Origin of the sequence: Erythrobacter alti (assembly GCF_037996805.1) — a bacterium.
Taxonomy (GTDB): Bacteria; Pseudomonadota; Alphaproteobacteria; order Sphingomonadales; family Sphingomonadaceae; genus Alteraurantiacibacter; species Alteraurantiacibacter alti.
Genome location: NZ_JBBNAX010000008.1, coordinates 1 through 25,143 on the forward strand (window position 1 = coordinate 1; position 25,143 = coordinate 25,143).

35 protein-coding genes are annotated in these 25,143 nt (G+C 60.6%); 24 read left to right on the plus strand and 11 right to left on the minus strand.

Annotation, left to right across the window (positions count from 1 at the left end):
* Positions 1-94: 94 nt before the first annotated feature.
* Genes AAC850_RS09745 through AAC850_RS09755 form a run of 3 tightly spaced genes read right to left on the minus strand, consistent with a single transcriptional unit; the run spans position 95 to position 1,847 of the window.
* Positions 95-994, minus strand: a complete 900-nt coding sequence (locus tag AAC850_RS09745) for a sterol desaturase family protein (RefSeq protein ID WP_340588946.1) — start codon at positions 992-994, stop codon at positions 95-97.
* A 3-nt stretch (positions 995-997) separates the two neighbouring features.
* Entirely contained in the window at positions 998-1,396 is a 399-nt protein-coding gene (locus tag AAC850_RS09750) for a hypothetical protein (RefSeq protein WP_340588561.1), read from the minus strand.
* A gap of 7 nt (positions 1,397-1,403) precedes the next feature.
* Positions 1,404-1,847 (minus strand): protein tyrosine phosphatase family protein, encoded by a 444-nt coding sequence (locus AAC850_RS09755; protein ID WP_340588562.1) that lies wholly within the window; start codon positions 1,845-1,847, stop codon positions 1,404-1,406.
* Between the two features lie 249 nt (positions 1,848-2,096).
* Between AAC850_RS09755 and AAC850_RS09760 the strand changes: the two genes are divergently transcribed.
* The 6 genes from AAC850_RS09760 (at position 2,097) to queC (ending at position 7,312) form a co-directional block, all read left to right on the plus strand.
* On the plus strand, positions 2,097-2,873 hold the full coding sequence (locus AAC850_RS09760) for a cold-shock protein (RefSeq protein WP_340588563.1): 777 nt from the start codon (positions 2,097-2,099) through the stop codon (positions 2,871-2,873).
* 132 nt (positions 2,874-3,005) lie between these two features.
* Positions 3,006-4,196 (plus strand): aspartate aminotransferase family protein, encoded by a 1,191-nt coding sequence (locus tag AAC850_RS09765; RefSeq protein ID WP_340588564.1) that lies wholly within the window; start codon positions 3,006-3,008, stop codon positions 4,194-4,196.
* Positions 4,196-5,128 carry an ornithine carbamoyltransferase gene (gene argF, locus AAC850_RS09770; protein WP_340588565.1) on the plus strand — a complete coding sequence of 311 codons (933 nt, stop codon included), beginning with the start codon at positions 4,196-4,198 and terminating at the stop codon, positions 5,126-5,128. The genes AAC850_RS09765 and argF overlap by 1 nt, the downstream gene beginning before the upstream one ends.
* 41 nt (positions 5,129-5,169) lie before the next feature.
* Complete coding sequence (gene hslO / locus AAC850_RS09775) at positions 5,170-6,066, plus strand: Hsp33 family molecular chaperone HslO (RefSeq protein WP_340588566.1); 897 nt, start codon at positions 5,170-5,172, stop codon at positions 6,064-6,066.
* A gap of 41 nt (positions 6,067-6,107) precedes the next feature.
* Entirely contained in the window at positions 6,108-6,566 is a 459-nt protein-coding gene (locus tag AAC850_RS09780) for a DUF3617 domain-containing protein (RefSeq protein ID WP_340588567.1), read from the plus strand.
* A gap of 50 nt (positions 6,567-6,616) precedes the next feature.
* Entirely contained in the window at positions 6,617-7,312 is a 696-nt protein-coding gene (gene queC, locus AAC850_RS09785; RefSeq protein WP_340588568.1) for a 7-cyano-7-deazaguanine synthase QueC, read from the plus strand.
* A gap of 3 nt (positions 7,313-7,315) precedes the next feature.
* Here the strand turns inward: queC and AAC850_RS09790 are convergent, their stop codons facing one another.
* The 3 genes from AAC850_RS09790 to AAC850_RS09805 are packed head-to-tail and all read right to left on the minus strand — an operon-like array spanning position 7,316 to position 9,230.
* Complete coding sequence (locus tag AAC850_RS09790; protein ID WP_340588569.1) at positions 7,316-7,849, minus strand: superoxide dismutase family protein; 534 nt, start codon at positions 7,847-7,849, stop codon at positions 7,316-7,318.
* A 57-nt stretch (positions 7,850-7,906) separates the two neighbouring features.
* On the minus strand, positions 7,907-8,764 hold the full coding sequence (locus AAC850_RS13980) for a DUF2793 domain-containing protein (RefSeq protein ID WP_422723192.1): 858 nt from the start codon (positions 8,762-8,764) through the stop codon (positions 7,907-7,909).
* On the minus strand, positions 8,751-9,230 hold the full coding sequence (locus AAC850_RS09805; protein WP_340588570.1) for a hypothetical protein: 480 nt from the start codon (positions 9,228-9,230) through the stop codon (positions 8,751-8,753). Before AAC850_RS09805 ends, AAC850_RS13980 begins: the two co-directional genes overlap by 14 nt.
* Positions 9,231-9,478: 248 nt before the next feature.
* Here AAC850_RS09805 and AAC850_RS09810 point away from each other — a divergent pair, with 248 nt between their 5' ends.
* From AAC850_RS09810 to arsB, 5 genes are all read left to right on the plus strand, one after another.
* Positions 9,479-10,120 (plus strand): YqaA family protein, encoded by a 642-nt coding sequence (locus AAC850_RS09810; RefSeq protein WP_340588948.1) that lies wholly within the window; start codon positions 9,479-9,481, stop codon positions 10,118-10,120.
* Between the two features lie 61 nt (positions 10,121-10,181).
* On the plus strand, positions 10,182-10,511 hold the full coding sequence (locus AAC850_RS09815) for an ArsR/SmtB family transcription factor (RefSeq protein WP_340588571.1): 330 nt from the start codon (positions 10,182-10,184) through the stop codon (positions 10,509-10,511).
* Between the two features lie 5 nt (positions 10,512-10,516).
* A complete protein-coding gene (locus AAC850_RS09820) occupies positions 10,517-10,945 on the plus strand; it encodes an ArsI/CadI family heavy metal resistance metalloenzyme (protein WP_479691105.1) in 429 nt (142 codons plus the stop codon).
* Between the two features lie 6 nt (positions 10,946-10,951).
* A complete protein-coding gene (locus AAC850_RS09825) occupies positions 10,952-11,458 on the plus strand; it encodes an arsenate reductase ArsC (RefSeq protein ID WP_340588573.1) in 507 nt (168 codons plus the stop codon).
* Positions 11,458-12,483, plus strand: a complete 1,026-nt coding sequence (gene arsB / locus AAC850_RS09830; RefSeq protein WP_340588574.1) for an ACR3 family arsenite efflux transporter — start codon at positions 11,458-11,460, stop codon at positions 12,481-12,483. The genes AAC850_RS09825 and arsB overlap by 1 nt, the downstream gene beginning before the upstream one ends.
* A gap of 8 nt (positions 12,484-12,491) precedes the next feature.
* Here arsB and AAC850_RS09835 read toward each other — a convergent pair whose 3' ends face one another.
* Genes AAC850_RS09835 through AAC850_RS09845 form a run of 3 tightly spaced genes read right to left on the minus strand, consistent with a single transcriptional unit; the run spans position 12,492 to position 14,473 of the window.
* Positions 12,492-12,923 (minus strand): OsmC family protein, encoded by a 432-nt coding sequence (locus AAC850_RS09835; RefSeq protein ID WP_340588575.1) that lies wholly within the window; start codon positions 12,921-12,923, stop codon positions 12,492-12,494.
* 49 nt (positions 12,924-12,972) lie between these two features.
* Entirely contained in the window at positions 12,973-14,223 is a 1,251-nt protein-coding gene (gene spt / locus AAC850_RS09840) for a serine palmitoyltransferase (RefSeq protein WP_340588576.1), read from the minus strand.
* 7 nt (positions 14,224-14,230) lie between these two features.
* Positions 14,231-14,473 (minus strand): acyl carrier protein, encoded by a 243-nt coding sequence (locus AAC850_RS09845; protein ID WP_340588577.1) that lies wholly within the window; start codon positions 14,471-14,473, stop codon positions 14,231-14,233.
* Between the two features lie 146 nt (positions 14,474-14,619).
* On the opposite strand from AAC850_RS09845, the gene AAC850_RS09850 reads away from it, so the two are divergent.
* The gene (locus AAC850_RS09850) at positions 14,620-15,180 is read left to right on the plus strand and encodes a Pycsar system effector family protein (protein ID WP_340588578.1); all 561 of its coding nucleotides are present in this window, start codon (positions 14,620-14,622) and stop codon (positions 15,178-15,180) included.
* Here the strand turns inward: AAC850_RS09850 and AAC850_RS09855 are convergent.
* Complete coding sequence (locus AAC850_RS09855; RefSeq protein ID WP_340588579.1) at positions 15,177-15,551, minus strand: response regulator; 375 nt, start codon at positions 15,549-15,551, stop codon at positions 15,177-15,179. The genes AAC850_RS09850 and AAC850_RS09855 overlap by 4 nt on opposite strands.
* A 101-nt stretch (positions 15,552-15,652) precedes the next feature.
* On the opposite strand from AAC850_RS09855, the gene AAC850_RS09860 reads away from it, so the two are divergent.
* Genes AAC850_RS09860 through AAC850_RS09880 form a run of 5 tightly spaced genes read left to right on the plus strand, consistent with a single transcriptional unit; the run spans position 15,653 to position 18,872 of the window.
* Positions 15,653-15,907, plus strand: a complete 255-nt coding sequence (locus AAC850_RS09860) for a DUF3572 family protein (protein ID WP_340588580.1) — start codon at positions 15,653-15,655, stop codon at positions 15,905-15,907.
* Positions 15,904-16,530 carry an HAD family hydrolase gene (locus AAC850_RS09865; RefSeq protein WP_340588581.1) on the plus strand — a complete coding sequence of 209 codons (627 nt, stop codon included), beginning with the start codon at positions 15,904-15,906 and terminating at the stop codon, positions 16,528-16,530. Before AAC850_RS09860 ends, AAC850_RS09865 begins: the two co-directional genes overlap by 4 nt.
* A 1-nt stretch (position 16,531) precedes the next feature.
* The gene (locus AAC850_RS09870; RefSeq protein ID WP_340588582.1) at positions 16,532-16,993 is read left to right on the plus strand and encodes a RidA family protein; all 462 of its coding nucleotides are present in this window, start codon (positions 16,532-16,534) and stop codon (positions 16,991-16,993) included.
* Positions 16,986-17,726 (plus strand): glycerophosphodiester phosphodiesterase family protein, encoded by a 741-nt coding sequence (locus AAC850_RS09875; RefSeq protein WP_340588583.1) that lies wholly within the window; start codon positions 16,986-16,988, stop codon positions 17,724-17,726. Before AAC850_RS09870 ends, AAC850_RS09875 begins: the two co-directional genes overlap by 8 nt.
* A gap of 9 nt (positions 17,727-17,735) precedes the next feature.
* Positions 17,736-18,872, plus strand: a complete 1,137-nt coding sequence (locus AAC850_RS09880) for a GNAT family N-acetyltransferase (RefSeq protein ID WP_340588584.1) — start codon at positions 17,736-17,738, stop codon at positions 18,870-18,872.
* Here the strand turns inward: AAC850_RS09880 and AAC850_RS09885 are convergent, their stop codons facing one another.
* Complete coding sequence (locus AAC850_RS09885) at positions 18,873-19,205, minus strand: SEL1-like repeat protein (RefSeq protein ID WP_340588585.1); 333 nt, start codon at positions 19,203-19,205, stop codon at positions 18,873-18,875. It abuts the gene before it with no gap.
* Positions 19,206-19,529: 324 nt separating this feature from the next.
* Between AAC850_RS09885 and dksA the strand changes: the two genes are divergently transcribed.
* From dksA to AAC850_RS09920, 7 genes are all read left to right on the plus strand, one after another.
* A complete protein-coding gene (gene dksA / locus AAC850_RS09890; RefSeq protein ID WP_340588586.1) occupies positions 19,530-19,988 on the plus strand; it encodes an RNA polymerase-binding protein DksA in 459 nt (152 codons plus the stop codon).
* Positions 19,989-20,146: 158 nt separating this feature from the next.
* Positions 20,147-20,521, plus strand: a complete 375-nt coding sequence (locus tag AAC850_RS09895; protein WP_340588587.1) for a PilZ domain-containing protein — start codon at positions 20,147-20,149, stop codon at positions 20,519-20,521.
* A 99-nt stretch (positions 20,522-20,620) separates the two neighbouring features.
* Positions 20,621-22,144 carry an ABC transporter substrate-binding protein gene (locus AAC850_RS09900; RefSeq protein WP_340588588.1) on the plus strand — a complete coding sequence of 508 codons (1,524 nt, stop codon included), beginning with the start codon at positions 20,621-20,623 and terminating at the stop codon, positions 22,142-22,144.
* A 78-nt stretch (positions 22,145-22,222) separates the two neighbouring features.
* Positions 22,223-22,612 (plus strand): DUF4112 domain-containing protein, encoded by a 390-nt coding sequence (locus AAC850_RS09905; protein ID WP_340588949.1) that lies wholly within the window; start codon positions 22,223-22,225, stop codon positions 22,610-22,612.
* A 47-nt stretch (positions 22,613-22,659) separates the two neighbouring features.
* Positions 22,660-23,454: a tryptophan 2,3-dioxygenase gene (locus AAC850_RS09910; RefSeq protein ID WP_340588589.1), complete on the plus strand. Its 795-nt coding sequence runs from the start codon at positions 22,660-22,662 to the stop codon at positions 23,452-23,454.
* A gap of 5 nt (positions 23,455-23,459) precedes the next feature.
* Positions 23,460-24,677 carry a kynureninase gene (gene kynU / locus AAC850_RS09915; RefSeq protein ID WP_340588950.1) on the plus strand — a complete coding sequence of 406 codons (1,218 nt, stop codon included), beginning with the start codon at positions 23,460-23,462 and terminating at the stop codon, positions 24,675-24,677.
* Positions 24,635-25,141, plus strand: coding sequence for a DUF5063 domain-containing protein (locus AAC850_RS09920; RefSeq protein ID WP_340588590.1), 507 nt, complete (start codon positions 24,635-24,637; stop codon positions 25,139-25,141). The genes kynU and AAC850_RS09920 overlap by 43 nt, the downstream gene beginning before the upstream one ends.
* Positions 25,142-25,143: the final 2 nt, after the last annotated feature.

The following is a 25,143-nucleotide window of genomic DNA, read 5'->3' on the forward strand; positions in this document are numbered from 1 at the left end:
CGGGCATGTAAGCCCAGCCTTCACGGCAAACCAACAAAACGGGGCCGGGAGAGCAATCTCCCGGCCCCTTTTGTTTGATGGCGGCCTATTAGCCTTAGTCCGTATCTGCGGGTGAGCGGCGAGTGCGATCCCAGCGCGCGCGGATCATGTCGGAGGTTTCGCGGCTGCCATCGTGGGTCCAGCCGGGTTCGCGCCACAAGTAGGAAAGCTTGTGCCGCCACGGCGCTCGCCAGACGTCCTTTCCGATTGCCAGCCATTCGTGGAATACCGCTTTCAGCACGTTGAAGCTGCCAAGCTGGTGGACGATCCCGTAACGAATGCGGTCGGCGTCGTCCTCTGGCGCAAATGTGCCGAAAAGCTTGTCCCAGATGATGAAAGTGCCAGCGTAGTTGCGATCGAGATAGCGAGCATTGACGGCGTGATGGACGCGGTGGTGCGACGGGGTATTCATCACCGCCTCGAACCAGCGCGGCATTCGCTTGATGGCCTCGGTATGGATCCAGAACTGGTAGATCAGATTGATCCCGCCGCAGATCAGAATCATCCCCGGTTCAAATCCGGCAAGAGCCAGTGGCAGGCGGAAGATGAACGACAGCGCGAAAAAGCCGGTCCAGCTCTGCCGCAGTGCGGTCGAAAGATTGTAGTGCTGGCTGGAGTGGTGGTTGACGTGGCTCGCCCAGAACCAGCGGACCCGGTGGGCGCTACGGTGGAACGCGTAATAGGCGAGATCATCCAGCACGAAGCAGAGCGGCCAGGCCCACCAGACCCAGCCTATCGACAGCGGGGAAAGCCCGTGTCCCCACACCAGCAGGGCCGCAACCGCTCCGCCGGTCAGGGCACCCGCCACCGTGCTGCCCAGTCCGATTGCGAGCGAGGTGGCCGTATCGCGCGACTCGTAGGCGTCGGCACGTCGTTTCCGTGCCCAAAGCAATTCTGCCACGACCAGTACAACGAAGACCGGGATCGCATAGGTGACGGGGTTGAAGTCCATAATCTCCTATTTAGCAGCGCTGCTGCTGTTCGCCCAGTTCGCCGCGGCTTCTCCGAGCCGGAGCGCGATTGGCTTCGCGCCGAGTATCGGGTCATCAATTTTGAGAGTGCCGCCGTCAACGCTGCTCTTGGCATCCGGTCCGAGCGGCCTTGCAATGAACTGTTTCCCATGCGGCACAAGCACGGCGAGGCGGTGCTCGCGGTCGCGGGCGATCGCGCCGCATCCTTTGGCATCGAGCGCGATCTCGTCAGCCTCGAATCCTCCGGGCATGAGTTGGAACAGCGACCGCGCCTCTGCTTCGCTTTCGAGCCGTCCGCCTTTCGAAAACCCCAGATAATGCGCAGCCACTACCAGAGCTGTAATTGCGGCCAACGAGCCGAAAAATTGCAGTAGTTGGGCGTCCATGGCAATTTCAGTCGCGCTCGCTCGCCAGCATCTCGAGCGTTTCTCGAACCGGGCTCACGTCGTATCCGGCACCAAGTGCCGCGGCAGTAATCGTGTTGGGATCGTCCCCCGCACTGGCGCGGGCAAGCGCCCAGAGGAATGTGGACCGCGTGCCCGATCGACAATAGGCAAGCACCTTGCCGTTATCTCCGGCTGAATCGAGCGCGTCGGTCATCGCTGCGACTTGCGCCTGCGAAAATCCCGAATGCGTGATCGGTATGGCGCGATAGTCCATGCCCTGCGCATTGACCGCGGCAGCGATCGCATCACCAGCCGGTTGTCCGGTTTCTTCGCCATCGGGACGATTGTTGATGACCATGACGAAGCCCTGCGCCCGGGCTGCCGCGATGTCTTCCTCGCTGATCTGAGGACTCGCCCACACCTTGTCCGTCAACTTGCGAAAATCACTCACCGATCATCTCCTTTACCGAAATCGTATGGCGGCAGTCCCATGCCAAGCCCTGTGACAACAATGCAAGATGTGCGGCAGAAGTCACCATTGACACAGGCCTGCAATCTTAAAGTATTCGCGTCACCCCGATTTTACGGCTATACCCTGCATCAGGAGTGGCGGGGAAAGTCCATCATTTCTGGGTTGGCGGATATTTCGTCTGCACCGCCAGCTGAATTCGAAGGACGGAATTGAAGGTTTTTTAGGTTCATGGGTTACGACAAAGGACGTCGCGGTCGGGGGCGTGACAAGCGCGATAATATCGGTGAAGACGGTTTCGATCCGTTTATGGACGGCGCAGCTCCTCCGCCGATGGATAGCGGCGGTTGGCGCGATGGCGGCAATGATCGCTTCGGCGGCGGCGGCGGTGGCGGAGATCGCTTCAACAATGATCGCGGCGGAAATCGTGGTGGTGGCTTTGGTGGCCAGCGCAGTGGTGGTTTCGGCGGCGGCGATCGCGGCGGCGCACCGCGTGGCGGCGGCGGCGGCGGTGGCGGCATGCCTGCCCAGGTCGTTGGCACCGGACAGGGCAAGGTCAAATTCTTCAATGCACAAAAGGGCTTCGGCTTCATCCAGCGCGATGAAGGCGGCGAAGATGTGTTTGTGCATATCAGCCAGGTCGAACGCGCCGGGCTGGAAGGTCTCGCCGAAGGGCAGGAATTGCAGTTCAACCTCGTCGATCGCGGCGGGAAGGTTTCTGCAGCAGACCTGCAAGTTGTTGGCGATGTGATCGAAGCAGCACCGCGTGCTCCCCAGCGTGAACTCACTGGCGAAAAAGCGGTCGGCACGGTCAAGTTCTTCAATTCCATGAAGGGCTTCGGCTTCATCACGCGCGATGACGGCAAGGAAGACGCTTTCGTCCACATCAGCGCTGTAGAGCGTTCGGGCCTGCAGGGCATCGACGAAGGTGATCGCTTTGAATTCGACCTGGAAGTTGACCGACGAGGCAAGTACTCGGCTGTCAATCTGGTCCCGGTTCAAGGTTGAGCCACGTGTGACCAGGCGGCGGCCCGAGTTTGACCGGTCGCCTGCTCCATCATAGAGAGAAAGTCATAAGGCGGTCGGTCCCACGGGCCCGGCCGCCCTTTCTCTTTGTTTGCTTTTTAAGGATCTTCCGCGATGTCGATTACCCCGCTTATGCCCGTCTACCCTCGGTGCGGCGTTCGGCCCGTCCGTGGCGATCATTGCCACCTGATCGACGAGGACGGCACGCGCTATCTGGATTTCGCCTCTGGTATCGCAGTCAATTTGCTCGGCCACAGCCATGAAGGCCTGATCGGAGCCATCCAGCGGCAGGCGGCCACGCTCATGCATGTGTCCAACATGTATGGCAGCCCGCAGGGCGAGGAACTGGCCCAGCGACTGGTCGATAAGACATTCGCGGACACCGTATTCTTCACCAATTCCGGCGCCGAAGCGGTGGAGTGCGCGATCAAGGCGATCCGCGCTTATCACCAGCATGAGGGCAATGATGACAAGTTCGAGATCATAACCTTCAAGAATGCATTTCACGGGCGCACGATGGCAACGATCAGTGCTTCGAACCAGGAGAAGATGCACAAGGGGTTCAACCCATTGCTGCCCGGATTCCGCTATGTCGATTTCAACGATCTCGAAGGCGCAAAGGCGGCGATCGGCCCGAATACCGCAGGCTTTCTGGTCGAGCCGGTGCAAGGCGAGGGCGGCATCCGGCCTGCCACGCAGGAATTCATGAAAGGTCTGCGCGATCTTGCCGATGAGCGCGACTTGATGCTGGCGTTGGACGAAGTGCAATGCGGCGTCGCTCGCACAGGTACGCTCTACGCCTACGAACAATACGGGATCGAGCCGGATATCATGGCCAGCGCCAAGGGTATCGGTGGCGGTTTCCCGCTCGGCGCCTGTCTCGCCTCCGAAAAGGCGGCGCGCGGCATGGGTTTCGGCACGCACGGTTCCACCTATGGCGGCAATCCGCTGGCCATGGCCGCTGGCATGGCCGTTATGGATGCGGTGGCGAATGACGAATTCCTCGCCGAAGTGCGCGCCACGGGAGAGCGCCTGCGTGGCCGGCTTGAGCAGTTTATCGGTAATTATCCCGACCTATTCGAGGAGGTCCGTGGAATGGGACTCATGCTTGGTCTGAAGATGAAGAGCGAACCGCGACCCTTCATGGTTCATTTGCGCGACAATCATCAGTTGCTGACGGTGGCTGCAGGCGACTCGACACTGCGGCTGCTTCCGCCACTGGTTATCGGCGATGCCGAGATCGACGAATTCTTCGACAAGCTTTCCGCCGGTGCGGCAAGCTACAAGCCGGCCGAGAGCGACTGATGACGACCAGGCACTTCCTCGACCTGTCCGATGCGGGCGGCGACACGATTGCTGCGATGCTGTCCGACGCGCTCGACCGCAAGACCGCGCGCAAGAGCTGGCCGAAAGGCAAGGCTGACAGTGATGCGCCGCTCGCAGGCCGAGTTCTGGCAATGGTGTTCGAAAAGAACTCGACGCGCACCCGCGTGAGCTTCGACATGGCGATGCGTCAACTCGGCGGAAGCGCCCTCATTCTCGATGCCGGCACGTCGCAACTGGGCCGCGGCGAATCCATCGCCGACACAGCTCGTGTCCTCAGCCGGATGGCCGATGCGATAATGGTGCGGACAGACGATCACGCCAAAATCGAAGAGATGGCGCGCCACGCGACAGTTCCGGTCATCAACGGCCTGACAGACCGTTCGCACCCGTGCCAGATCGTCGCCGACTTGCTGACTGCGATCGAGCACCGCAAGGCCCTGCCGGGGCTCGAGGTGGCATGGTTTGGTGATGGCAACAACGTGTTGCACTCGATCTTGGAAGCTGCCGCTCTGATGAAGTTCAACGTGCGCGTCGCAACGCCTGCAGGGTACGAACCAGAAGAGGAATTCATCGAAATGGCGCGCGCTGCCGGGTGCACGGTAACATTGACGCAGGATGCCGGGGCAGCCGCAGCAGGTGCGGATGTCATTGTGACCGATACGTGGGTTTCGATGGGACAGGCCGACACCTCGGAAAAACTCGCGGCGATGCAGCAATACCGTGTTGATACGGCGTTGATGGCACGCGCGAAATCAGATGCGATCTTCCTCCACTGCCTGCCCGCTCATGTCGGCGACGAGGTTAGTGAGGAAGTTTTCGAAGGCTCCCAGTCGGTCGTCTTCGATGAAGCAGAGAACCGCATTCATGCGCAAAAATCGGTCTTGCTCTGGTGTTTTGGCCTGCTTGGCTGACACATCTTCCAATGGCGCGCATGCTCCCCATATTCGCGGGCATGAGCCAGACACCAAGTCAGACCTTCTCCGATCAACTCCTCAGCTTCACCATTCCCGAACGCGATTGTCGCGGTCGGGTGGTGCGGCTGGGCCCTGTGCTCCAGGATATCCTCGGCGCACATGATTATCCCACTGCGCTGACACATTGTCTGGCAGAGGCACTGGTGCTCACCGTGCTGATGGGAGGGTTGCTGAAGGATGATGGCGACCAGCTCACCATGCAGGCGCAAAGCGAAGGCGGCTTGGCCAATCTGCTGGTGTGCGATTATCGCGCCGGGGAGTTGCGAGGCTATCTCGAGCACGACCGGGCGCGCGATAGCGAGGCCGGGGCCAGCGCATCGCTGGAAACCCTGTTCGGCAAGGGACATCTTGCTATCACCTTCGATATCGCGCGTTCCGGCAAGCGATATCAGGGAATCGTGCCACTTGAAGGTGAATCATTGTCGGCCGCGGTGGAAAGCTATTTTGCCCAAAGCGAGCAAGTGCCCACTTTGATCAGAACCGCAGTCAAATCTGGGCCCGAAGGGGTCTTTGCCGCCGGGTTCCTCGTTCAACACCTGCCGGAAGGTGAGGAGGGGCGAGAGCGCCTCCACGCGCGGCTCGATCACCCCGAGTGGGAGCATGTCTCGATCATGGCCGAGAGCCTCCGCCACGAGGAGTTGGCGGACAACAGCCTACCGTTGGAGGATTTGATCTGGCGCCTCTATCATGAGGAAAGTGAAGTCCGCGTGCTGCCTGGTGCGCAGATATCCAAGGGCTGCCGATGCACGGTCAACCATTTTGAAGACGTGCTTGCCCGCTTCCCCAAGGAAGACCGTCGTGAAATGGTAAATGATGACGGGATAATTGTTGTCGATTGCGCGTTTTGTTCAAAGAAGTTTGCGATCCAGGACTGAACTTTCCAGCACAAGAACGACTCGTCGCTCAATAAGTGCAATTGGTCGTTCAGCTTTTGTCTGATATAGAGCATCGACACATGATCAAATTACCGAACATACCCAACGCTGTTACAGCGAAGGTTGCAGTGGGCGCCATTGCGGCCTTGTTTGCTGTCTTCCCGGCCTCCGCGCAGGCGCCAGGTCTTGCCATGCTGAATTCGCTGGATCGCGGCGGCTGGACACTCAATCTGCGCAATAGCGACCGCGATACGCGCATTTGCGTCAGGACGGGGCGCGAGTTTATTCAACTCCGTCATCGTCAGCCCGGTTGCGAGCAGTTCGTTGTCGAGGATGGTCCAACGCAGGTCACCGTGCAGTACACTTGCCGCGGCAACGGATATGGTCGCACGACGATTCGCAAGGAAGGCAGTGCTCTCGTTCAGGTTCGGAGTCAGGGTATCCAGGGTGGCACGCCCTTCTCGTTGGAAGGCGAAGCCCGGCGGACCGGCAGCTGTTAAGAGACACACTCGGGCTTGTGGCCCACGTGCTTGACGATTAGCGAGACCGGATGTCAAAAACCGGAAAAATTGCCACCATTCTTCTTTCGGGCGGACTGGATTCAATGGTCACAGCAGCGATGGCGCGCGAAAGCGGGTTTGCGCTGCACGCGCTGACCATTGATTATGGTCAGCGGCATGTCCGAGAATTGCAATCCGCTGTCAGCATTGCAGAGAAGCTGGGCGTGAAGCGACACGTCACCCTGCCTCTTGATTTACGAGAGTTCGGCGGAAGTGCACTGACAGCGGACATCGATGTACCGAAGACCGGCGTAGGCGAGGACATCCCCGTCACATACGTGCCTGCAAGAAACCTGCTGTTTCTCGCGCTGACGACTGCATTTGCTGAAAGCTCGGGTTCGAGCGATATTTTCATCGGGGTGAACGCGCTCGATTACTCCGGCTATCCGGATTGTCGACCGGAATTCATTGCGAGTTTTGCCGAGACTGCGCGGCTCGGCACCAAACAGGGCATTGAAGGCGATGCCTTCGAAATCCACGCCCCGTTGCAGCATATGACCAAGGCGGACATTGCAAGTGAATGCGCGCGCTTGTCGCTTGATCCGGCCTGGAGCTGGTCGTGCTACGATCCTACGGCAGAAGGGCTGGCATGCGGTCTGTGCGATAGCTGCCGATTGCGACGCAAGGGCTTTGCCGACGCACGCGTTCCGGACACGACGCGCTATGCAGCCGATCCTGACGAGTAAGGCCTAACCGCGAGTAACGACGCCGCAGGCTACCCGGCCGCCCGCTGCTCCGGCCGGATCACTGCGATAATCGTCCGCGCCTTCATGTACGACAATTGCCGTACCGTCGCTGTCGAATAGATTGTTTGTGACCGCGCTGACCGTGCCACGCAAGATCGTGCTCATTGTTCCGGATCCATCGGCTGATATGGAAACATTTGGCAAGTCACCTAAGTGCGCGCCACGCGGATTGAGCGTGCCATGTTGGTTGTTGCCGGGATTGAGATGTCCGCCTGCAGAAGTGAAATCCCCCGCGCTGCAGTTGCCCACGCCATGCAGGTGGACTGCGTGCGTGCCCTCTGAGAGTCCGGCAAAGCTCGCATTAAGTGTCACTTCACCGCGGAGCGAATACATCCGCGCCGTTCCCACTTCCGTGCCTTGACGATTCAGTATTGTGGCAGACGCGATTTGCGTGGCTGCGCTCTCGTAGACTGTCTGGCAACCGGTCAGAGCAAGCAATGCAATCGGGGCAGCGGCAATGATGGTGAGTCTTGGCATCGTATCATTCCTTTTCCTGTCATGCGCTGTAACACAACAGCTTGAGAAAAGGTCCCCTCAGCTTCCTGGTATCACGCCTGAATTGACCAAGGCTGCAATCAGCTGAGAAATCGCATTTCGCGCTTCAACATCCTCGTTCGCGCCTCCCACAGGAGCCGAGATTGCAGCTGAGCGCAACCATTCTCCATCGAAGTGAGCGACCGCGCCGCTACTCGCATCGAAGACCCGCATTCCTCGCGTCGGCACCGCAAACAACCAGTTTCCTGCCTGCCGCAATGCGATCTCGCCTGCATGGCCAGACCATTCGCCGGTCGGTTCCGGGCCAATGATCCAGCTATCACCGTCATCGGCCGCGGCGGGGGGGCATTGGCCTCTCCCTCGACTGCAGGATGCAACAGCCCGTCGATACGCGCCATAGCCTCGTTGATCGTAAACTCTTTTTGCGCCTGGGCGACAAGCATGGCTGTGTTGTGGTCCGCGTAGGCTCTCTGGTTCACCCGCCGAAAAGAGCGTTGCCTGCGCCCCGCCCGGCCATGTCAGGCGGCGCAGCGACGGCTCGAAAATCGGCCGGTCGTCACTGTCCCCGCAGCACGCGAGGATGCCGCTTTCGCCTTCCACCATGACCGCGCGTGCTTCACCGATGGAACGGGCGACCAGCGCGATGCGCGCCTCGTCATGCACTTCGGCAACATGCCTGACCCATTCGGCTCCGGCGCGGGTCTTGCCAAAGCCGCGTCCCGCGCAGATCAGCCACAGGCGCCATTGTGCGGACGGAGGCATCTGCTCCGCGCGAGCCCAAAGCGGCCAGTAATTTTCGAGCAGGTCGTTCTCTTCATCTGTCAGCTCTGCCAGAAACGCGCGGCGCTTGTCCGTGTTCAGCGTGGCGAGGGCCGCTCCGCGTTCAATCGCGGTCATTCGCGATTTCCCTGCGTGGCGCATCCTCGGCCAGAAGCCGTTCGGCCGCAGCGCGCCTCTCGCGCATCTTGTCCAGCTTGGCATTAAGGCTGGCGAGCACCGTTACACGGTCACGCTTGCCGCGGCGCGCCTTCTCGCGCGCCACCGACTCCTTGTGCGCGGCGAGCAGGCGAAGCGCATTGGGAATGTCGAACTTGGTGTCTCCTGCCGAGGTGCCGAAGCGCAGCCGCTCGAGCGTTTCCATCTCGAGGTGCTCGTACCCCTCAAGCAGTGCCGCGCCCCATTTACGGCGGAACTCGGGGTCCTCGCGCCGGTGCTTGTAGACATAGGAAGTCATCGCACCGCACTTCGTCGCTGCCTTGGTCACGTTGGAAGTTTCGGCAAGCTCTTCCAAGAAAACAAATTTCCAGTTCTGGGCGAGGTTCTGGTGCTTCTGGTCTTTCCTTGGTTTCACTCTCTTTGCCATGCGATCCCGTCCTTCTGGCGCGATAGGTGCCGGACACGAAAAAGGGCGGCTCCCCTGCGGGACCGCCCTTTTTGCCATCGTGCTGCCGACTCGGTTTATCGCGATGTTCCGTTTCTCTAACCAAACAGTGTCACGATGTCAATATAAAAGTGCCAAATGGGTTAGTTTGTAGGACTTGCGCCGCGCGTTGGGCTGGCCTAGTGGCGCGCAACACTGGCGCAAAACGGGATAATCACGCGATGATGGGTATGCTGCGCGGTCTATATGACTGGACCATGGCCAAGGCTGCCCACCCCAAGGCGGAGTGGTGGCTGGCCTTCTTCGCCTTCGTCGAGTCGAGTTTCTTCCCCATCCCTCCGCACCCGCTGCTCGGCCTCATGTGTCTGGCCGAACCGAAGAAAGCGATCCGCTTCGCGCTGGTGTGTACGGTCGCATCGGTCCTGGGCGGCCTGTTCGGCTATATGATCGGATACTTCCTTTACGAAGCCGTGGGGGCGTGGCTCATCGGCGCACTTGGCCTGACCGAAAGCTTCCCGGTCGCCGCCTGCTATATCCGCGAACAGGGCGCGGCAGCCGTGTTCCTGGCCGCAGGAACTCCGATACCCTTCAAGCTGATGACCATCACTGCCGGCTTCATCGAGATGAACCTGCTGACCTTCTTGCTTGCCGCGATCGCGGGCAGGGCGCTGATCTTCATGGTGGTTGGCGTATTGTTCCAGGTCTTCGGCGCGCCGATCAAGCGGATCATCGACGAATATCTGGGCACCGTGACGACGATCTTCGTCGTACTTGTGGTAGGCGGGTTCATCGCCCTCACGCAGCTTGGCGGGGGCGGAGAAGGCGACGCGTCGGACCATCCCTGCACCCAGGCAGCGAGCTCCGAACGCTAATAATTCGACTATTATCGAAATAACGCTTGCAAATCCGATTTATGTTTCGATAATAGTCGAAATGAAATCGGATGATGCAATCGCCGCGCTTTCTGCGCTCGCCCATGACCACCGGCTCGCGGTGTTTCGCCTGCTCGTGCAACAGGGGCGTGAAGGGCTTGCTGCGGGGACGATCGCCCGAATGCTCGACCTGCCCAATTCGTCGCTATCGTTCCATCTCGCGCAATTGCAGCAGGCAGGCATCGTCTCGCAACGCCGCGAAGGGCGCTCGCTCATCTATTCCGCTGACTACGCCGCGATGGAGGCTTTACTGGGCTTCCTGACCGAGAATTGCTGCGAAGGCGCCGAATGCGCGCCAACGGCACGCCAGAGCAAGGAGCAATGCAATTGAAACGGATGCACGTCCATGTTGGGGTCAAGGATCTCGAGGCCTCGATTGCCTTCTACAGCGAACTGTTTGCAGCGCAGCCTGCGGTGCAAAAGCCCGACTACGCAAAGTGGTTGCTCGACGACCCGCGACTGAATTTCGCCATCACGCAGGGGCATACCGACCGCGGGATCGAGCATCTCGGCATCGAGACGGATTCGTCTGACGAACTCGCCGAAGTCTATTCGCGCCTTGAACGCACCGAATCCGAAGTCCTCGAAGAAGGGCATACGACCTGTTGCTACGCCAAGTCGGAAAAAAGCTGGATTGCCGATCCTGACGGCGTGCTGTGGGAGACATTCCACACCAGCGGCGAGGAAACGGTTTATGGCGCGCATCCCAAGGACAAGGGCCTGCCTGCCTCCGCCCGCCCGAGCAATGTTTGCTGCCCCGGCTGACCAACCATGCGCAACATCCTGTTCCTGTGTACCGCCAATTCGGCGCGCTCGATATTGGCCGAAGCGATCCTGCGCGATCGCGGCAATGATCGCTTCACCGCATTCTCGGCCGGCAGCAAACCGCGCGGCGAGCCCAATCCGCTGGCTTTGCAGTTGCTGGAGGCAAAGGGCCATGACATCGCGCATCTATCTTCCAAGAACTGGGACAAGTTCGCAGTCCCCGGTGCGCCCGTGATGCACGCGGTGATTACCGTGTGCGACAATGCCGAGGGCGAGAGTTGCCCCATATGGCCCGGCCACCCTGTGCAGGCGCATTGGGGCATCCCCGATCCGGCAGGCATCGCGGCTGACGGCAGCCACATCGACGGCGACCTTGGCGGCTTCGAAACCGCCTATCGCCGCCTGGCGCAGCGTGTTGATGCAATGCTCGCACTGGATGAAGACTCGCTCGGCGACCGCGAATGGCGCGATGCGCTGAGCCGGATCGGCCAACAATCGGAAGGGGCCGGTTGATGGCGCTTTTCGAGCGGTACCTGTCGCTGTGGGTAGCCCTCGCAATCGGTGCCGGAGTCACGCTTGGCCTAGCCGCGCCGGGCTTTTCGGCGACATTGGCGCAGCTCCAGTTCGCCTCGGTCAACCTCGTGGTCGCGGTGCTGATCTGGGCGATGATCTACCCCATGATGGTGGCGGTAGATTTCTCCAGCATTTCGGAAATTGGACGCAAGCCCAAGGGCCTGATCATCACGCTGGTGATCAACTGGCTAGTGAAACCCTTTACCATGGCGGCGCTGGCCGTGGCATTCTTCGACTACATCTATTCCGGGATCATTTCCGGCGAGGATGCGCAGCAGTATATTGCCGGGCTCATTTTGTTGGGCGCTGCACCATGCACGGCAATGGTGTTCGTATGGTCGCAACTGACCAAGGGCGATCCGGCCTATACGCTGGTGCAGGTCTCGGTGAACGATCTGATCATGATCGTGGCCTTCGCGCCGATTGTGGCACTGCTGCTGGGCGTGACCGACATCGTCGTGCCATGGGATACGCTGCTGCTATCGGTAGTCCTGTTTGTCGCGATCCCGCTGCTGGCAGGATGGCTGACCCGCAAATATCTCATCGGCCGGTCGGAAGGTGACGATCAGGCAGTTGACGACTTCGTGGCCCGCTTGAAGCCGTTTTCCATCATCGGTTTGCTGGCGACCGTGGTCTTCCTGTTCGCATTTCAGGCCGAAACGATTGTATCACGGCCGGTGTTGATCGTGTTGATCGCCATCCCCATCATCATCCAGTCCTACGGTATATTCGCGATTGCCTATGCGGCAGCATGGGCGTGGCGTGTTCCGCACAACATCGCCGCGCCTTGCGCGTTGATCGGAACGTCCAACTTCTTCGAACTGGCAGTTGCGGTTGCCATTGGTCTGTTCGGACTGTCGAGCGGCGCGGCGCTTGCCACGGTGGTCGGGGTGCTCGTGGAGGTACCGGTCATGCTGTCACTGGTGGCGCTGGCGAATCGTTCCCGCAGTAGCTTTTCCCGGTAGCTGGCTCGTTACCCCTCGAACCGGGTTTCCAGCGTGATTTCCGCATTGAGCAATTTCGAGATCGGGCAGCCCGCCTTGGCCTCGGCCGCCAGCTTCTCGAATGTCGCCTGGTCCATGCCCGGCACCTTGCCTTTGGTGGAAAGCGCGGACTTGGTGACAGTGAAACCGTCACCGTCCTTTTCCAGCGTGACTTCCGCGCTCGTGACTACCGAGCCATCGCTGTGCCCAGCGTCGGCAAGCTTGAACGAGAGCGCCATCGTGAAGCAGCTCGCATGGGCCGCAGCGATCAATTCTTCAGGGTTGGTTCCCGGCGCATCCTCGAAACGCGTGTTGAAACCATAGGGCTGCGCCGCAAGCGCTCCCGATCCAGTCGAGACATGGCCTTTGCCGCTTTTGCCGAGGCCCTGGTAGGTTGCGCTGCCTGAGTTCGTGATCTTCATGGTAGAATTCCCTTCTTCCCAAAGACGATTGGCGAACGGCGGCAGTTCCCTAAATGATGCCCACGGCCTTGCCGGCGCGCTCGAACATACCGAGGATCGTCTCGACCTCTTCTGCGCTGTGTTCTGCGCAAAGTGAACAGCGAAGCAGCGTCATGTTGGCAGGAGTGGCGGGCGGGCGCGCGAGGTTGACGTAAAGCCCTTCCTGCAAAAGCGCCTCCCACATCGCCGCGCCCTTTTCCAGGTCGGGCATGATGACGGCGATGATTGCGCTCTGCGGCTCATCGGTGCCGAGGGTAAAACCAAGTTTTTGAAGCCCGCTGTGCAGGTTTTTCGAATTTTCCCACAAATGCGCTCGCTTGTTCGAGCCATGCATCAGCTTGCGGATGCTGGTCGCAGCGGTCGCCACCACGCTTGGCGGAAGCGATGCTGTGAACACGTAAGGGCGGCACACCAGACGCATGATCTCGAACTTGGGATGGTTCGAAACGCAGAAGCCGCCCACCGTGCCAACGCTCTTTGAGAAGGTGCCGATAATGAAGTCGCAATCGTCGATTACTCCGGCCTCTTCGCAGACCCCGCGGCCATTTTCGCCGATAAAGCCCATCGAATGCGCCTCGTCGACCAATACCATCGCGCCGTGCTTCTTGGCGATAGTGACCATTTCCCTGAGCGGCGCGACATCGCCCAGCATCGAGTAGACGCCTTCGAGAATGACAAGCTTGCCCGCCCCTTCCGGAACGCGCTTGAGGCGCTTTTCCAGCGCCTCCACGTCGTTGTGCTTGAACGGCACGACCTCGGCGTTGCCCATCGCGCAGCCATCCCAGATGCTGGCGTGGCTATCGATATCGAGGATGATGTAATCGCCCTTGCCAGCGATGGTCGAGATGATCCCGAGATTGGCGAGGTAGCCGGTCGAGAACACCATGGCATGGTCCATGTCATAGAATTCGCGCAATGCCTCTTCGCATTCACGATGGCCCTGATAGGTGCCATTAAGGACGCGGCTGCCGGTGGTGCCGGTGCCGAAATCGCGCAGTGCCTGTTCGCCTGCCGCGATGACATCGGGATCGAAAGTCATGCCCATGTAATTGTAGGTACCGAGCAGAATCGTGTCGCGCCCGTTGCAGATTGCCCGGGTCGGCGAGAGCACTTTTTCCATCACCAGCGAGAAAGGATCCTGAACGCCGCTCGCCAACAGGTTTGCGCGCATCGCAATGATGTCGTCGAATTTGGAGAAGAGGTCCTGGCCCTCACCCTCCAGCTCTTGCGGCTGGTCAGCCTGCATCACGCCCTCGCTCATGTTGAAATTACTCCGCCACCATTTTGGTTACAGCATCGACCAGCTGGCCGTACGACTCGATTTCTGCCTGCTGGTTCATGGAGATGATGATGTCGAACTCATCCTCGATCGCGGCGACGAAATCCATTACGGTCAGGCTGTCGAATTCCATATCGCCTGCAAAGGTCGTCGAGTCGTTTATCTCGACGCCCTTCTTGTTGAACGGCTCCATGATGGAGCGGATTTTCGTATCGACTGCGGCACGGTCCATGAACGGTCCAATCCTTGAAAGTGTTCTTTCCCGAAATTTTCGGGGCTATCGCAGCGGCAAAGCTATACCGCCGCCGCTTGTCAAGCGTGCGGCGTAGTGGCAGCGTTGCCGCCCTGTCCTGCAAATCATGCCGAGGGGGGCACGCAATGGACGACACGACACTGGTGTCAGACGATACGCCATCGGGCAAGGCCACACACGGCCCTGTAACCTACAGCCAGAATTCAGTGCACATGCTGCGCACCGTGCAGAACAATACGCTCCAGCTCTCGCAGATGGCCGATCAGAAAGCGTCCATACTTATGGGGGCGACGTTCCTGGTGTTCTCTATCGCGGTCAGCCGGTCGCTGGTCGGCGAACTGCCATGGTCGCTGGCGATCCTGGCACTTTTCGCCTTCCTCAGCTCGTTGCTCGCGGTACTGGCCGTGCTCCCGTCAGTCCGCCAGCCGCAAGCGCCGTCGAAGGCCAATCCGCTCTTCTTTGGGCATTTCTCTGCGATGGACGAAGACGCGTGGCAGCAACAGATGCTGGCCGCCCTGGAGGCGGATGAGACCGTATTTCGCGCAATGCTGCACGATATCTACCAGAATGGAATCGTGCTGCAGCGGCGCAAATACCGCTTTCTCGGCTATGCCTACCGGGTCTTTATCGTGGGGCTGGTGGTCACTCTTGCCAGCTTCGGCATCGAGTTCGGCAAGGCGCTTTAGGCGGCCTTTTCAACCAGCCCTTTCACAGCGGCCATGAACGGACCGATGCTTACCGGCTTGGAAAGATAGCCTTCCGCGCCAGACTCGCGAATGCGCTCCTCATCGCCCTTGCCGGCATAGGCGGTCACTGCCAGCACGGGTACGGCGAAAAGATCGTTGTCGCTCTTGAGCATGGCGATCAAATCAAGACCGGACACGTCCTGTAGCTGTATATCCATTACCACGAGATTGGGAGCGAAGATGCGGGCACGTTCCAGCGCAAGATTGCCATCGGCCACCGGCTCGACCGAAAACCCGCCTGCCTGCAATACGTCGCAGAAAAGTTTGCGGTTCAGATCGTTGTCCTCGACAACAAGGATTCTCTTCGTCATTGCGCCCCCGATGGCTTCGTCTGACCTGCCTTGATCGTAAGCCTTCACCTCGCCCTTACCCTGAAACGGGGCATGTTACAATTCACTCTGATCGTAAACAAATGTATAAACACGCTTCCGAAATGGCGCTCGCCGCCCTTGGCTGGATCCTCGCCGATCAGGCGCGCGCCGAACGGTTCCTCGATCTGACAGGCCTGACGCCGGACGGATTGCGCGCAGGCGTGGGTGACGCATCGACGCACCGCGCGATTTTCGATTTTCTCGCCGCGCACGAACCTGATCTGGTCGGCGCGGCCGAAGCGCTGGATGTGGAGCCGCAGGTCCTGATCGCAGCGCAACAGGAGCTGTCAAGATGAGCCGCCCGTTACTGGTCACCGATTGCGACGAAGTGCTGCTGCACATGGTGCGCCATTTCCGCGACTGGCTCGACAGCGAACATGACATCGACTTTTCGCTCGAGGGTAATCCTTTCGCGCAGTCGATGACGCGCCGCGGAGAGGGCGACCCGATTGACGAGCGTGAGATGTGGCGATTGCTCGGTGGATTTTTCGACACGCAGATGGACAAGCAGCTGCCTATCGCGGGAGCGCTGGAGGCCATTGCCGAATTGCAACGCGATGCCGATGTCGTCGTGCTCACCAATCTTACCGATGAACGCAACGCGGCCCGCACGCAGCAATTGCGAAAGCTCGGCATGGAGGCGCGGGTATTTACCAATCAAGGCCCCAAGGGCGCTGCGTTGAAGCGCATCGTCGAAGAGCATGGGGCGCGGCGGGCGGTCTTCATCGACGATATCGCGCAGCATCACGCCTCTGCCAAAGCCGAGATTCCGCACGTCCGGCGGCTGCATCTGTGCGGCGAGCCCGCGATCGCGCCGCATGTCCCCTGTGCCCACAGCGTCGGCGATGCCCACGCCCGGATAGACAGTTGGGACAAGGCTCTGCCATGGGTGCGCGAAGCATTGCATTCAGGAGATTGAGATGAGTATCGAAGCGCGCTTGACCGAATTGGGAATTACCTTGCCGCAGGCTGCAGCGCCCGTAGCATCCTATGTGCCCGTGGTAGTCGCGGGCAATATCGCGCATGTATCGGGACAGCTTCCTTTCGTTGACGGAGAATTGGTCACCGGACGGTTAGGCGAAGATGTTTCGCTTGAGGACGGGCAAGCAGCCGCACGGGCATGCGGGCTGATGATCCTTGCGCAGCTCAAGAACGCGGGAATAGAACTCGACCGCGTGGAGCGGATCGTCAAGCTTGGCGCATTCGTCAATTCGACCGGCGATTACACCGACCAGCCCAAGGTCGCCAATGGCGCGTCCGACCTGATGTTCGATGTGTTCGGCGAAGCCGGGCGCCATGCTCGCGCTGCGGTCGGCGTACCAGCATTGCCGCTGGGAGCTGCGGTGGAAGTCGATGCGGTAATTGCCCTTGCCGATGGCTGAAGCGCCCGCATGGCTGACGCGGCAGGCCTATGCCCATCGCGGCCTGCATGATGGCGAGATTCCGGAAAACTCGCTTGCCGCCTTTACCGGTGCGATCGAACGTGGGCTGGGTATCGAGTGCGACCTGCGGGTCAGCATGGATGGGCGGGCGATCGTCTTCCATGACGCCGAGCTGGAACGGCTGACCGGCCAGGCGGGTGTCCTGGCCGGGATGACCGTCGGTGAGCTGACTGCGCGCGAACTCGGCAAGAGCGCCGAGAAAATCCCGACCTTGCGCGATATGCTGGATCTTGTGGCGGGCCGGGTGCCGCTCCTCCTTGAACTCAAGACCGATCGGCGAGAAAGCGTGCAAAAGCTGTGCCGCGCTGTGCGCCGCGATGTCGAAGGCTATGGCGGGGAAGTCGCGGTGATGAGCTTCGATCCGCGCATCGCCCGATGGTTCAGCAGCCGTATGCCGGACTTGCCCCGCGGCCTGGTGGTCACCGAGGAAGATGGGCGCACGCTTTCAGGCGCGGTCAAGCGGCATTTGTCGCTGTGGCAGGCCCGCCCCCAATTCCTCGCCTACGACATCCGCGACCTGCCCAGCCGCTTCGCCACGCGCCAATCGCAGGCGGGATTCCCCCTCCTGACCTGGACGGTGCGCAATGCCGCGCAGGTCGATATGGCCCTCGATTGTGCCGCAGTACCGATTCTGGAAGGTGCAGGGGTGGCGGCATGGGAACGGGCTTCCTAGATTAGGCGAATGGCCGACGCCGCGCTGACTGCACGTATATATCCGTCCGTGAGTGACATCGCGCAAGCGGATTGGGATCGGCTGGCGGGCACTGCCAACCCCTTCGTGTCACATGATTTTTTGGCGACCATGGAGGATTCGGGCAGCGTTGGGCCGGGCACCGGCTGGCAAAGCGCGCCGCTAGTGCTGGAAGATGACGCGGGCCGTTTGCTTGGTGCCATGCCCAGCTATCTCAAACATCACAGCCAAGGCGAATATGTATTCGATCATGCCTGGGCCGACGCCTTCATGCGCGCGGGCGGTTCCTATTATCCCAAGCTGCAGATCAGCGCGCCCTTCACACCCGCGACGGGCCCGCGCTTGCTGGTCGGGGACCCGGCGCATGCCTTGCCCCTGTTGCGCGCTGCCGAGCAATTGGTCGCCAACAACGGCTGGTCGAGCGCCCATGCAACCTTTGTCGAGCCAGAACAGGTGCCGTTGTTCGCACAAGCGGGGTGGCTGGAGCGCGAGGATATCCAGTTCCACTGGAGCAATCGGGGTTATGCCAGTTTCGACGATTTCCTCTCCACGCTCACATCGCGCAAACGCAAGGAATTGCGCAAGGAACGTCGCGCCGCGAACGAGGGGATCAGGGTCGAGGCGCTAGGCGGGGCGGATATCCGGCCCGAGCATTGGGATGCCTTCTGGCTGTTTTATCAGGACACTGGCGCGCGCAAATGGGGCACTCCCTATCTGACGCGGACGGCATTCGATCTGCTGGGCGAGAGGATGGGGGATCGCATCCTGTTGCTGCTGGCATATAAAGACGATGCACCGATCGCCGGCGCGCTCAATCTGATTGGCGAGGATGCGCTTTACGGGCGCTATTGGGGTTGCCTCGCCGACAAGCCCTTCCTGCATTTCGAGCTATGCTATTACCGCGCAATCGACGCCGCGATCGAGCGGGGTCTGAAACGGGTAGAGGCCGGTGCGCAGGGTGGTCACAAGATGGCACGTGGCTACGAGCCTGTGGCGACCACATCGATGCACTATATCGCCGATCCCGGCTTCCGCTCTGCGGTTGGCGAATTCCTTGAAGCCGAGCGCCGCGGCGTGGCCCTGGATCGGCAATACCTTTCGAGGCGTATGCCGTTCCGCAAGGATTGATCAGGCGGCGCGGTCCATTCCTGCGCGCAGCCATTCGCGGGCGCGGCGCTGGGCTTCGCAGATATCGCGGGCGGTCATCTCGTCGGAAATGTCGGCGCGGCACCAGCTGGCAGCTTCGTGACCCTTGGAAGCGGCGAGGTTGAACCATTTGTGCGCTTCGATGAGATCGCAGTCCACACCGTGGCTTCCGGTCGAGAATGCTACGCCGAGATCGTAATAGGCGTTGATGTCCCCCTCGGCGGCTGCGGCCAGGCAGCTCGCGACCATCATGTCGGCACCGCTGGTATCGGCTGCTTCGACCTTGGCAAAAGTTTCGATCTTGGCAAGTTCCATGATCGTTAGTCCCCTGTTTGTGGCCAGGTCATCGATTGCCGGGCCTTCTGATCCCGATGTTTGTCCAACGTGGTCAATAATTGGTTAACGCGGCACATGATTTGTTAACACGCACTGGGTGAAGAAGCGCTTCAAAGCGCGAGGGAATGGTCGAATTTGTCGCAAGGACAGGCTTCTCCCAGATTGCCGCTTGTATGCAAAACGCGCGGCCCTTATAGGCGCGCCAAACCGAGCAGCCTTTGCAGCGCGCGTCGACAGACCCGGAAACCGGGCGGGCACCGTTGCAGCAGGGAAGGCTAATCGGATGGGATACCGGAGAACCAGATGGCCACTGCCACCTTTGACGATATCGACATCCTTACGAAGGCGAAGCGGGCCCTGCCGCGTGACTATGCGCCGACGGATGATGAAGAATACATGTCAGCCAAGCAGCTCAACTATTTTCGTGTGCTGCTGCTGGAGTGGAAGAAGTCTGTCGTCCTCGCCTCCGAAGGCACGCTGCAAAGCCTGCAGGACGGCCCGATCCGCGAACCCGACCTCAACGACAGGGCTTCGAGCGAAACCGATTGGGGTATCGAATTGCGCACCCGCGATCGCCAGCGCAAGCTGATCGCGAAGATCGATGCCGCGCTGCGGCGGATCGATGAAGGTGAGTACGGCTGGTGCGACAAATCCGGCGAGCCCATCGGGATCAACCGGCTGATAGCCCGCCCGATCGCCACGATGACGGTGGAAGCGCAGGCTGCGCATGAACGGCGCGAGAAGATTTCGCGCGACGACTGACCCGAATTGGGACAGTTTTACAATTGGCAGCGGCAATTAACTCGCGGTTAGCCTGTGCCCGCGCATGCCGGATCTTCAATTGCACGGTCCCATCGGCAAGGGATATTTCCTTGCGTGATGGCAGGATGCGTGAAGAAGCGAGGGTTGAATTTAGCACGATGAGCAATGTCGATACCCGCCAGGTCGGCCGTGACAGTCTCTTCCTGTTGGCACAGGTTCGTGTCGACGGGCAAGACACCCCCGTCCGCGTGAAGGTGCGCAATCTTTCTGCCGGCGGGATGATGGCCGAAGGCGAAGTACGCGTCATGCGCGGCGCGCATGTCGAGGTCGAATTGCGCAATATCGGCTGGGTCGATGGAAATGTGGCGTGGAAGCAGGGTAATCGATTCGGAATCGCCTTCGCCGAAGAGATCGATCCGAAAATCGCCCGCGCCCCGATTGACAGCACGGTCGACCACCTGATGGGCGACTTCGAGAAGCGAGGACCTCGGATCAACAGGCGCGAAAGAGAGCGATCGTTGCGCAAACTGTAACAGGTCATCCGGGCGTGCGAATCTTTTCCTGATCAAATCATAGCACCAGATCCAGCACGGGCGGTTGAAGCCTGCCCTGCCTCGGCCTATCGCCGCAATATGCTAGGCGCCACTCGCACCCTGAACACCCGTGTTCTAGCCCTCATACTGGGCTTCACGCTTCTTGGAGGATGCGGCAGCGGCAATGACGGCACGCTCGAAGTGGCGCTGATCGGCTCCGAAGACGTGGTGTTTTCGGATGGTATTCGCTTGTCGGCAGGCGCCCAATATGTACGCGCCGCGACCGACTCGGGGCTGGTTTCGCTGAACGAGAACGGCGATGTCATTCCCGCACTCGCCGAGACATGGTTGCCCACGGAAGACGGACTGAGCTTCATCTTCCGCCTGCGCAGCACCACATGGCCCGACGGCACCACGCTGACCGCTGAAAGCGCGAGCGAGGCGTTGATGGAAGCGATCGAGCGGTTGGACGGAACCTCGCTGGGGCAGGATCTCGCCGTGATCGAAGAGGTGCGGGCGATGGGGGGACGGGTGATCGAAATCCGTCTGTTCACGCCCGAACCCTATTTGCTGCAATTGCTTGCCCAGCCCGAACTTGCCCTGCGTACGGCTCGCGGCGGCACCGGCCCGATGGTTTTGACGCGTGGCGTCCTGAGCGAAGACGGATCCGATCGCGGTATGGCCTGGTTGAACTTCAAGCCACCGCCCGAACGCGGCTTGCCCGAGCGCGAAGATTGGGAGGAGGACGTTCGACAAGTCGAACTGGCCGTGGTCAATGCAGACGAGGCGATAAGGCTGTTCAACGCGGGCGAAGTCGAACTGGTACTGGGAGGCGACCTGGGTAGCCTGCCACTGGTCGATACCGGGCCACTTGCGACCGGCACCTTGCGCGTCGATCCCGTCATCGGCCTGTTCGGGCTGCAGGTGCGCACCGGCGTCGGCATGCTGAGCAACGCCGGTGTGCGCGAGGGCATTGCCATGGCAATCGACCGGGCGGCCCTGCTATCCCCCTATAATGTCGGCGGATGGGAACGCACAACGCGTCCCGTCGCGCCCGATTTGCCCGGCGATCCGGGCTTGGTGGCTGAACGGTGGAATGGCGAGGCAATCGATAGCCGCCGGTCCGAAGCGGCGGCGCGGATCGGTGCGTGGCGGCGCCAGTTCGATCAGGGGGACCTTGCGCAGCCGGTAGCTGTATCGCTCTTCATGCAGGAAGGCCCGGGCTGGGATCTTTTTCAGCAAAATCTCGCGGCCCAGCTTGCGAATATCAACATCCGTCTGGAACGCGCTCAATCGCTCGCGCAGGCCGATCTGGTCGTGGTAGACCGTGTCGCTCGCTTTCCTGCGCCTCACTGGTTCCTCAATCAATTCAATTGCTCTCTGAGGCGCGGATTGTGCAGCGAGGAAGTCGACAGGCTGGTGGCGCAGGCGTTGGCGCAAACCGACCCTGCCGTACGCGCCACGATGATGGCCCAGGCCGAGGCCGAATTGACGCTGGAAAACATTTATATTCCAATAGGCTCTCCGCTGCGCTGGTCGCTACTGCGCGGCAGCGTGGATGGCTTCGAGCCCAATGCCTATGCGTTCCATCCCTTGCCGCCGATGGCCCAGATACCCAGATAAGCGCCAAGGAGAGCAGCGCATATGGCCGAAATCGACAAGCCAATTGTCATCGAATCCGATCCCGTAAGGCCCGAAGCCATGGGATTCGACCTGCCGCTGGGCAATGATGTGCACTCGATCCGTCGCCGCATCGAAGCGATGGAAACCGTGCTTGAACGGGCATTCGTGATTCCCGGCATCAACCGGCCTGTTGGCCTCGATTCGATCATCGGCCTCGTCCCGATCGTGGGCGATATCATCGCCATGGGCATGGGCGCCTATATCGTGTGGGAAGCGCGCAATCTGAACATGCCCAAGTGGAAGCTGATGCGCATGGCCGGCAATGTCGCCTTCGACACCGCCGTGGGCGCGGTTCCCGTCGTGGGCGATCTGTTCGACTTCATGTTCCGCTCCAACACCCGCAACCTGCGTATCGTGAGGAAGCATCTCGACAAGCACCACCCGGAAAGTCGCATCATCGAGCAATAGCTTCGGCATAGTTTCATTCGTGACCGCTCTCGCCTAAAGCTGGCTCCATGGCCAAGAACGACGTCACCTACTCATCCTATCTCGATCTCGACCGCATCCTGTCGGCGCAGCATCCCGCGTCCGATGCGCATGACGAGTTTCTCTTCATCATCGTCCACCAGGCGAGCGAGCTGTGGCTCAAGCTGTGCCTGCACGAGCTGGAGGCTGCGCGCGAGTTGATCATCGCCGATGACCTCAGCCCCGCGTTCAAGATGCTGGCGCGCGTGGCGCAGGCGCAGCGGCAGCTGATTTCCAGTTGGGATGTGCTGGCGACGATGACGCCGCATGATTATTCGCTGGTGCGCCCGCATCTGGGGAAGTCGAGCGGCTTCCAGTCGGCGCAATACCGTCTGATGGAATTCATCCTCGGCGGCCGCAATCCCGACATGGTGACGATGCACGAAGCGGTGCCCGAAGTGGCCGCGAAGCTGCGCGCCGAGCTTGCCCGGCCAAGCCTGTATGGCGAGGTATTGCGGCTGCTGCGGCGGCGCGGATTTGCCATTCCTGATGGCGTGGTCGAGGCCGAGTTCGGCGGTCCGCACGAACCGATTGCGAAAGTTACCGAGGCGTGGGCGCAGGTCTATCGCGACCCAAAGACGCATTGGGACCTTTACGAACTGGCCGAAAAGCTGGTCGATCTGGAATACCACTTCCAGCGTTGGCGCTTCGGCCACCTCAAGACGGTCGAACGCGTGATCGGCTTCAAGAAAGGGACCGGCGGGACGGCGGGTATTCCCTATCTCGAAAGCGTCCTAAAGCTTGGCTTCTTCCCCGAATTGCTCGCCGTGAGGACCGAGCTGTGAGCGATCTGATGCAACAGGCAGAGCGGCTGGACGCCGCCGATCCGTTGGCGAAATGGCGCGGTGAATTCCTGCTCGATGAAGGCCTTGCCTATCTCGACGGCAATTCGCTCGGCGCGCTGCCCAAGGTGGTGCCGGCGCGGGTCGAAGAGGTGGTGCGCGAGGAATGGGGCGCACAGCTGATCGCCAGCTGGAACGATGCCGGATGGATCGACCTGCCGCAAAAAGTGGGCGGCAAGATCGCGTCGCTGGTGGGGGCGCAGGGCCATGAAGTGATCGCGGCGGACACCACCTCGATCAATCTGTTCAAGCTGATCTCTGCGGCGCTCGCGATGCGTCCCGGGCGCAAGCAGGTGCTGAGCGAACCGGGCAATTTTCCCAGCGACCTCTACATGATCGAGGGGCTTGAAGCACAAGGTCTTGCAGAGCGGCGGCTGGCCGAGCGCGGCAATATCGAGGCGGCGCTGGACGAGAACGTCGCGCTGCTGCTGCTAACCCATGTGCATTACAAGACAGGCGAAATGTTCGATATGGCGCGCCTCACCAAGGCCGCGCATGATGTCGGCGCGCTGGTGGTGTGGGATTTGTCGCACTCGGCGGGCGCGGTGCCGGTCGATCTGAACGGGGCAAATGCCGATTTTGCGGTCGGGTGCGGTTATAAATATCTGAACGGCGGCCCCGGCGCGCCTGCCTTCGCCTATGTTGCCGAGCGGCATCAGGCGGGCCTCCAGCAACCGCTCAGCGGGTGGATGGGGCACAAGGCGCCCTTTGCCTTCGTCGACGACTACCAGCCCGCGCCGGGCGTCGATCGCCTGCTGTGCAGCACGCCTTCGGTCATCGCGATGAGCGCGCTGGAAGTGGGCGTCGATTTGATGGCAGGCATCGGCATGGAGGCGCTGGTCGAAAAGTCCCGCGCCCTGTCGGAATTCACCCGCAAGGCGATGGCGGAGCATGTGCCCGAACTGCCCTGCATCAGCCCCGCCGACCCGGCGCAGCGCGGCAGCCAACTCTCCTTCCGCCATCAACATTCGTATCAGCTTTGCCAGGCACTGATCGCCCGCAATGTGATCGGAGACTTCCGCGCGCCCGATGTCCTGCGCGTTGGCTTCGCCCCCGCCTATGTCCGCTTCGCCGACTGCGCGCGGCTGGTGGAGGAACTGCGCGATATCCTCGACAGCGGTGAATGGCAGAAGCCGGAGTATGCCGAGCGCGGGGCGGTGACGTGAATGACAGCGGCTATTCGGCGATGCGCGAAGCTATCGAGCATTATCTCGGATTGCTGGATGGCTCCGAATTACCCGAAGATTGCGTCGCACTTGCACGCACGCTCGATCGATTGACAGACGCCTATTTCCAGACAGAGGATTGCGATCCGGGCGATGCAGCCGACGCTCCGCAAATTGATTACAAGGAGCTCTACAAGTCAGCGGGAAGCGCTTTTCCGTCCTTGGGATATTACCCTGCGGTCGATCCCGGTGGCGAATTAACGAGGCAGGAAGCGAGCGTTGGCGATGCGATAGACGATCTGGCAGATATCGCACGCGATTTGAAGGAAGTGCTTTGGCATTGTGAGAACACCACACCGCAGGCCGCAATCTGGGAATTCCGCTTCGGTTATCAGACGCATTGGGGCGTTCATCTGCATCAGCTAAGGGGCTTCCTTCACTCGTCACGCATCGCTGCGTGGTGACT

Excerpts from the sequence above, each read along its gene's own strand:
- AAC850_RS09910 (WP_340588589.1), top strand. The coding sequence starts at position 22,660 with ATGGCCAAGAACGACGTCACCTACTCATCCTATCTCGATCTCGACCGC.
- AAC850_RS09885 (WP_340588585.1), bottom strand. The coding sequence starts at position 19,205 with ATGGAACTTGCCAAGATCGAAACTTTTGCCAAGGTCGAAGCAGCCGAT.
- AAC850_RS09835 (WP_340588575.1), bottom strand. The coding sequence starts at position 12,923 with ATGAAGATCACGAACTCAGGCAGCGCAACCTACCAGGGCCTCGGCAAA.
- AAC850_RS09895 (WP_340588587.1), top strand. The coding sequence starts at position 20,147 with ATGAGCAATGTCGATACCCGCCAGGTCGGCCGTGACAGTCTCTTCCTG.
- AAC850_RS09850 (WP_340588578.1), top strand. The coding sequence starts at position 14,620 with ATGGACGACACGACACTGGTGTCAGACGATACGCCATCGGGCAAGGCC.
- AAC850_RS09870 (WP_340588582.1), top strand. The coding sequence starts at position 16,532 with ATGAGTATCGAAGCGCGCTTGACCGAATTGGGAATTACCTTGCCGCAG.
- AAC850_RS09765 (WP_340588564.1), top strand. The coding sequence starts at position 3,006 with ATGTCGATTACCCCGCTTATGCCCGTCTACCCTCGGTGCGGCGTTCGG.
- queC (WP_340588568.1), top strand. The coding sequence starts at position 6,617 with ATGTCAAAAACCGGAAAAATTGCCACCATTCTTCTTTCGGGCGGACTG.
- AAC850_RS09865 (WP_340588581.1), top strand. The coding sequence starts at position 15,904 with ATGAGCCGCCCGTTACTGGTCACCGATTGCGACGAAGTGCTGCTGCAC.
- argF (WP_340588565.1), top strand. The coding sequence starts at position 4,196 with ATGACGACCAGGCACTTCCTCGACCTGTCCGATGCGGGCGGCGACACG.
- AAC850_RS09750 (WP_340588561.1), bottom strand. The coding sequence starts at position 1,396 with ATGGACGCCCAACTACTGCAATTTTTCGGCTCGTTGGCCGCAATTACA.
- AAC850_RS09790 (WP_340588569.1), bottom strand. The coding sequence starts at position 7,849 with ATGCCAAGACTCACCATCATTGCCGCTGCCCCGATTGCATTGCTTGCT.
- spt (WP_340588576.1), bottom strand. The coding sequence starts at position 14,223 with ATGAGCGAGGGCGTGATGCAGGCTGACCAGCCGCAAGAGCTGGAGGGT.
- AAC850_RS09805 (WP_340588570.1), bottom strand. The coding sequence starts at position 9,230 with ATGGCAAAGAGAGTGAAACCAAGGAAAGACCAGAAGCACCAGAACCTC.
- AAC850_RS09820 (WP_479691105.1), top strand. The coding sequence starts at position 10,517 with ATGCACGTCCATGTTGGGGTCAAGGATCTCGAGGCCTCGATTGCCTTC.
- AAC850_RS09875 (WP_340588583.1), top strand. The coding sequence starts at position 16,986 with ATGGCTGAAGCGCCCGCATGGCTGACGCGGCAGGCCTATGCCCATCGC.
- AAC850_RS09905 (WP_340588949.1), top strand. The coding sequence starts at position 22,223 with ATGGGATTCGACCTGCCGCTGGGCAATGATGTGCACTCGATCCGTCGC.
- AAC850_RS09810 (WP_340588948.1), top strand. The coding sequence starts at position 9,479 with ATGCTGCGCGGTCTATATGACTGGACCATGGCCAAGGCTGCCCACCCC.
- AAC850_RS09760 (WP_340588563.1), top strand. The coding sequence starts at position 2,097 with ATGGGTTACGACAAAGGACGTCGCGGTCGGGGGCGTGACAAGCGCGAT.
- AAC850_RS09860 (WP_340588580.1), top strand. The coding sequence starts at position 15,653 with ATGTATAAACACGCTTCCGAAATGGCGCTCGCCGCCCTTGGCTGGATC.
- hslO (WP_340588566.1), top strand. The coding sequence starts at position 5,170 with ATGAGCCAGACACCAAGTCAGACCTTCTCCGATCAACTCCTCAGCTTC.
- AAC850_RS09815 (WP_340588571.1), top strand. The coding sequence starts at position 10,182 with ATGAAATCGGATGATGCAATCGCCGCGCTTTCTGCGCTCGCCCATGAC.
- AAC850_RS09825 (WP_340588573.1), top strand. The coding sequence starts at position 10,952 with ATGCGCAACATCCTGTTCCTGTGTACCGCCAATTCGGCGCGCTCGATA.
- arsB (WP_340588574.1), top strand. The coding sequence starts at position 11,458 with ATGGCGCTTTTCGAGCGGTACCTGTCGCTGTGGGTAGCCCTCGCAATC.
- AAC850_RS09900 (WP_340588588.1), top strand. The coding sequence starts at position 20,621 with ATGCTAGGCGCCACTCGCACCCTGAACACCCGTGTTCTAGCCCTCATA.
- AAC850_RS09855 (WP_340588579.1), bottom strand. The coding sequence starts at position 15,551 with ATGACGAAGAGAATCCTTGTTGTCGAGGACAACGATCTGAACCGCAAA.
- AAC850_RS09920 (WP_340588590.1), top strand. The coding sequence starts at position 24,635 with ATGGCAGAAGCCGGAGTATGCCGAGCGCGGGGCGGTGACGTGAATGAC.
- AAC850_RS09845 (WP_340588577.1), bottom strand. The coding sequence starts at position 14,473 with ATGGACCGTGCCGCAGTCGATACGAAAATCCGCTCCATCATGGAGCCG.
- AAC850_RS13980 (WP_422723192.1), bottom strand. The coding sequence starts at position 8,764 with ATGACCGCGATTGAACGCGGAGCGGCCCTCGCCACGCTGAACACGGAC.
- AAC850_RS09880 (WP_340588584.1), top strand. The coding sequence starts at position 17,736 with ATGGCCGACGCCGCGCTGACTGCACGTATATATCCGTCCGTGAGTGAC.
- dksA (WP_340588586.1), top strand. The coding sequence starts at position 19,530 with ATGGCCACTGCCACCTTTGACGATATCGACATCCTTACGAAGGCGAAG.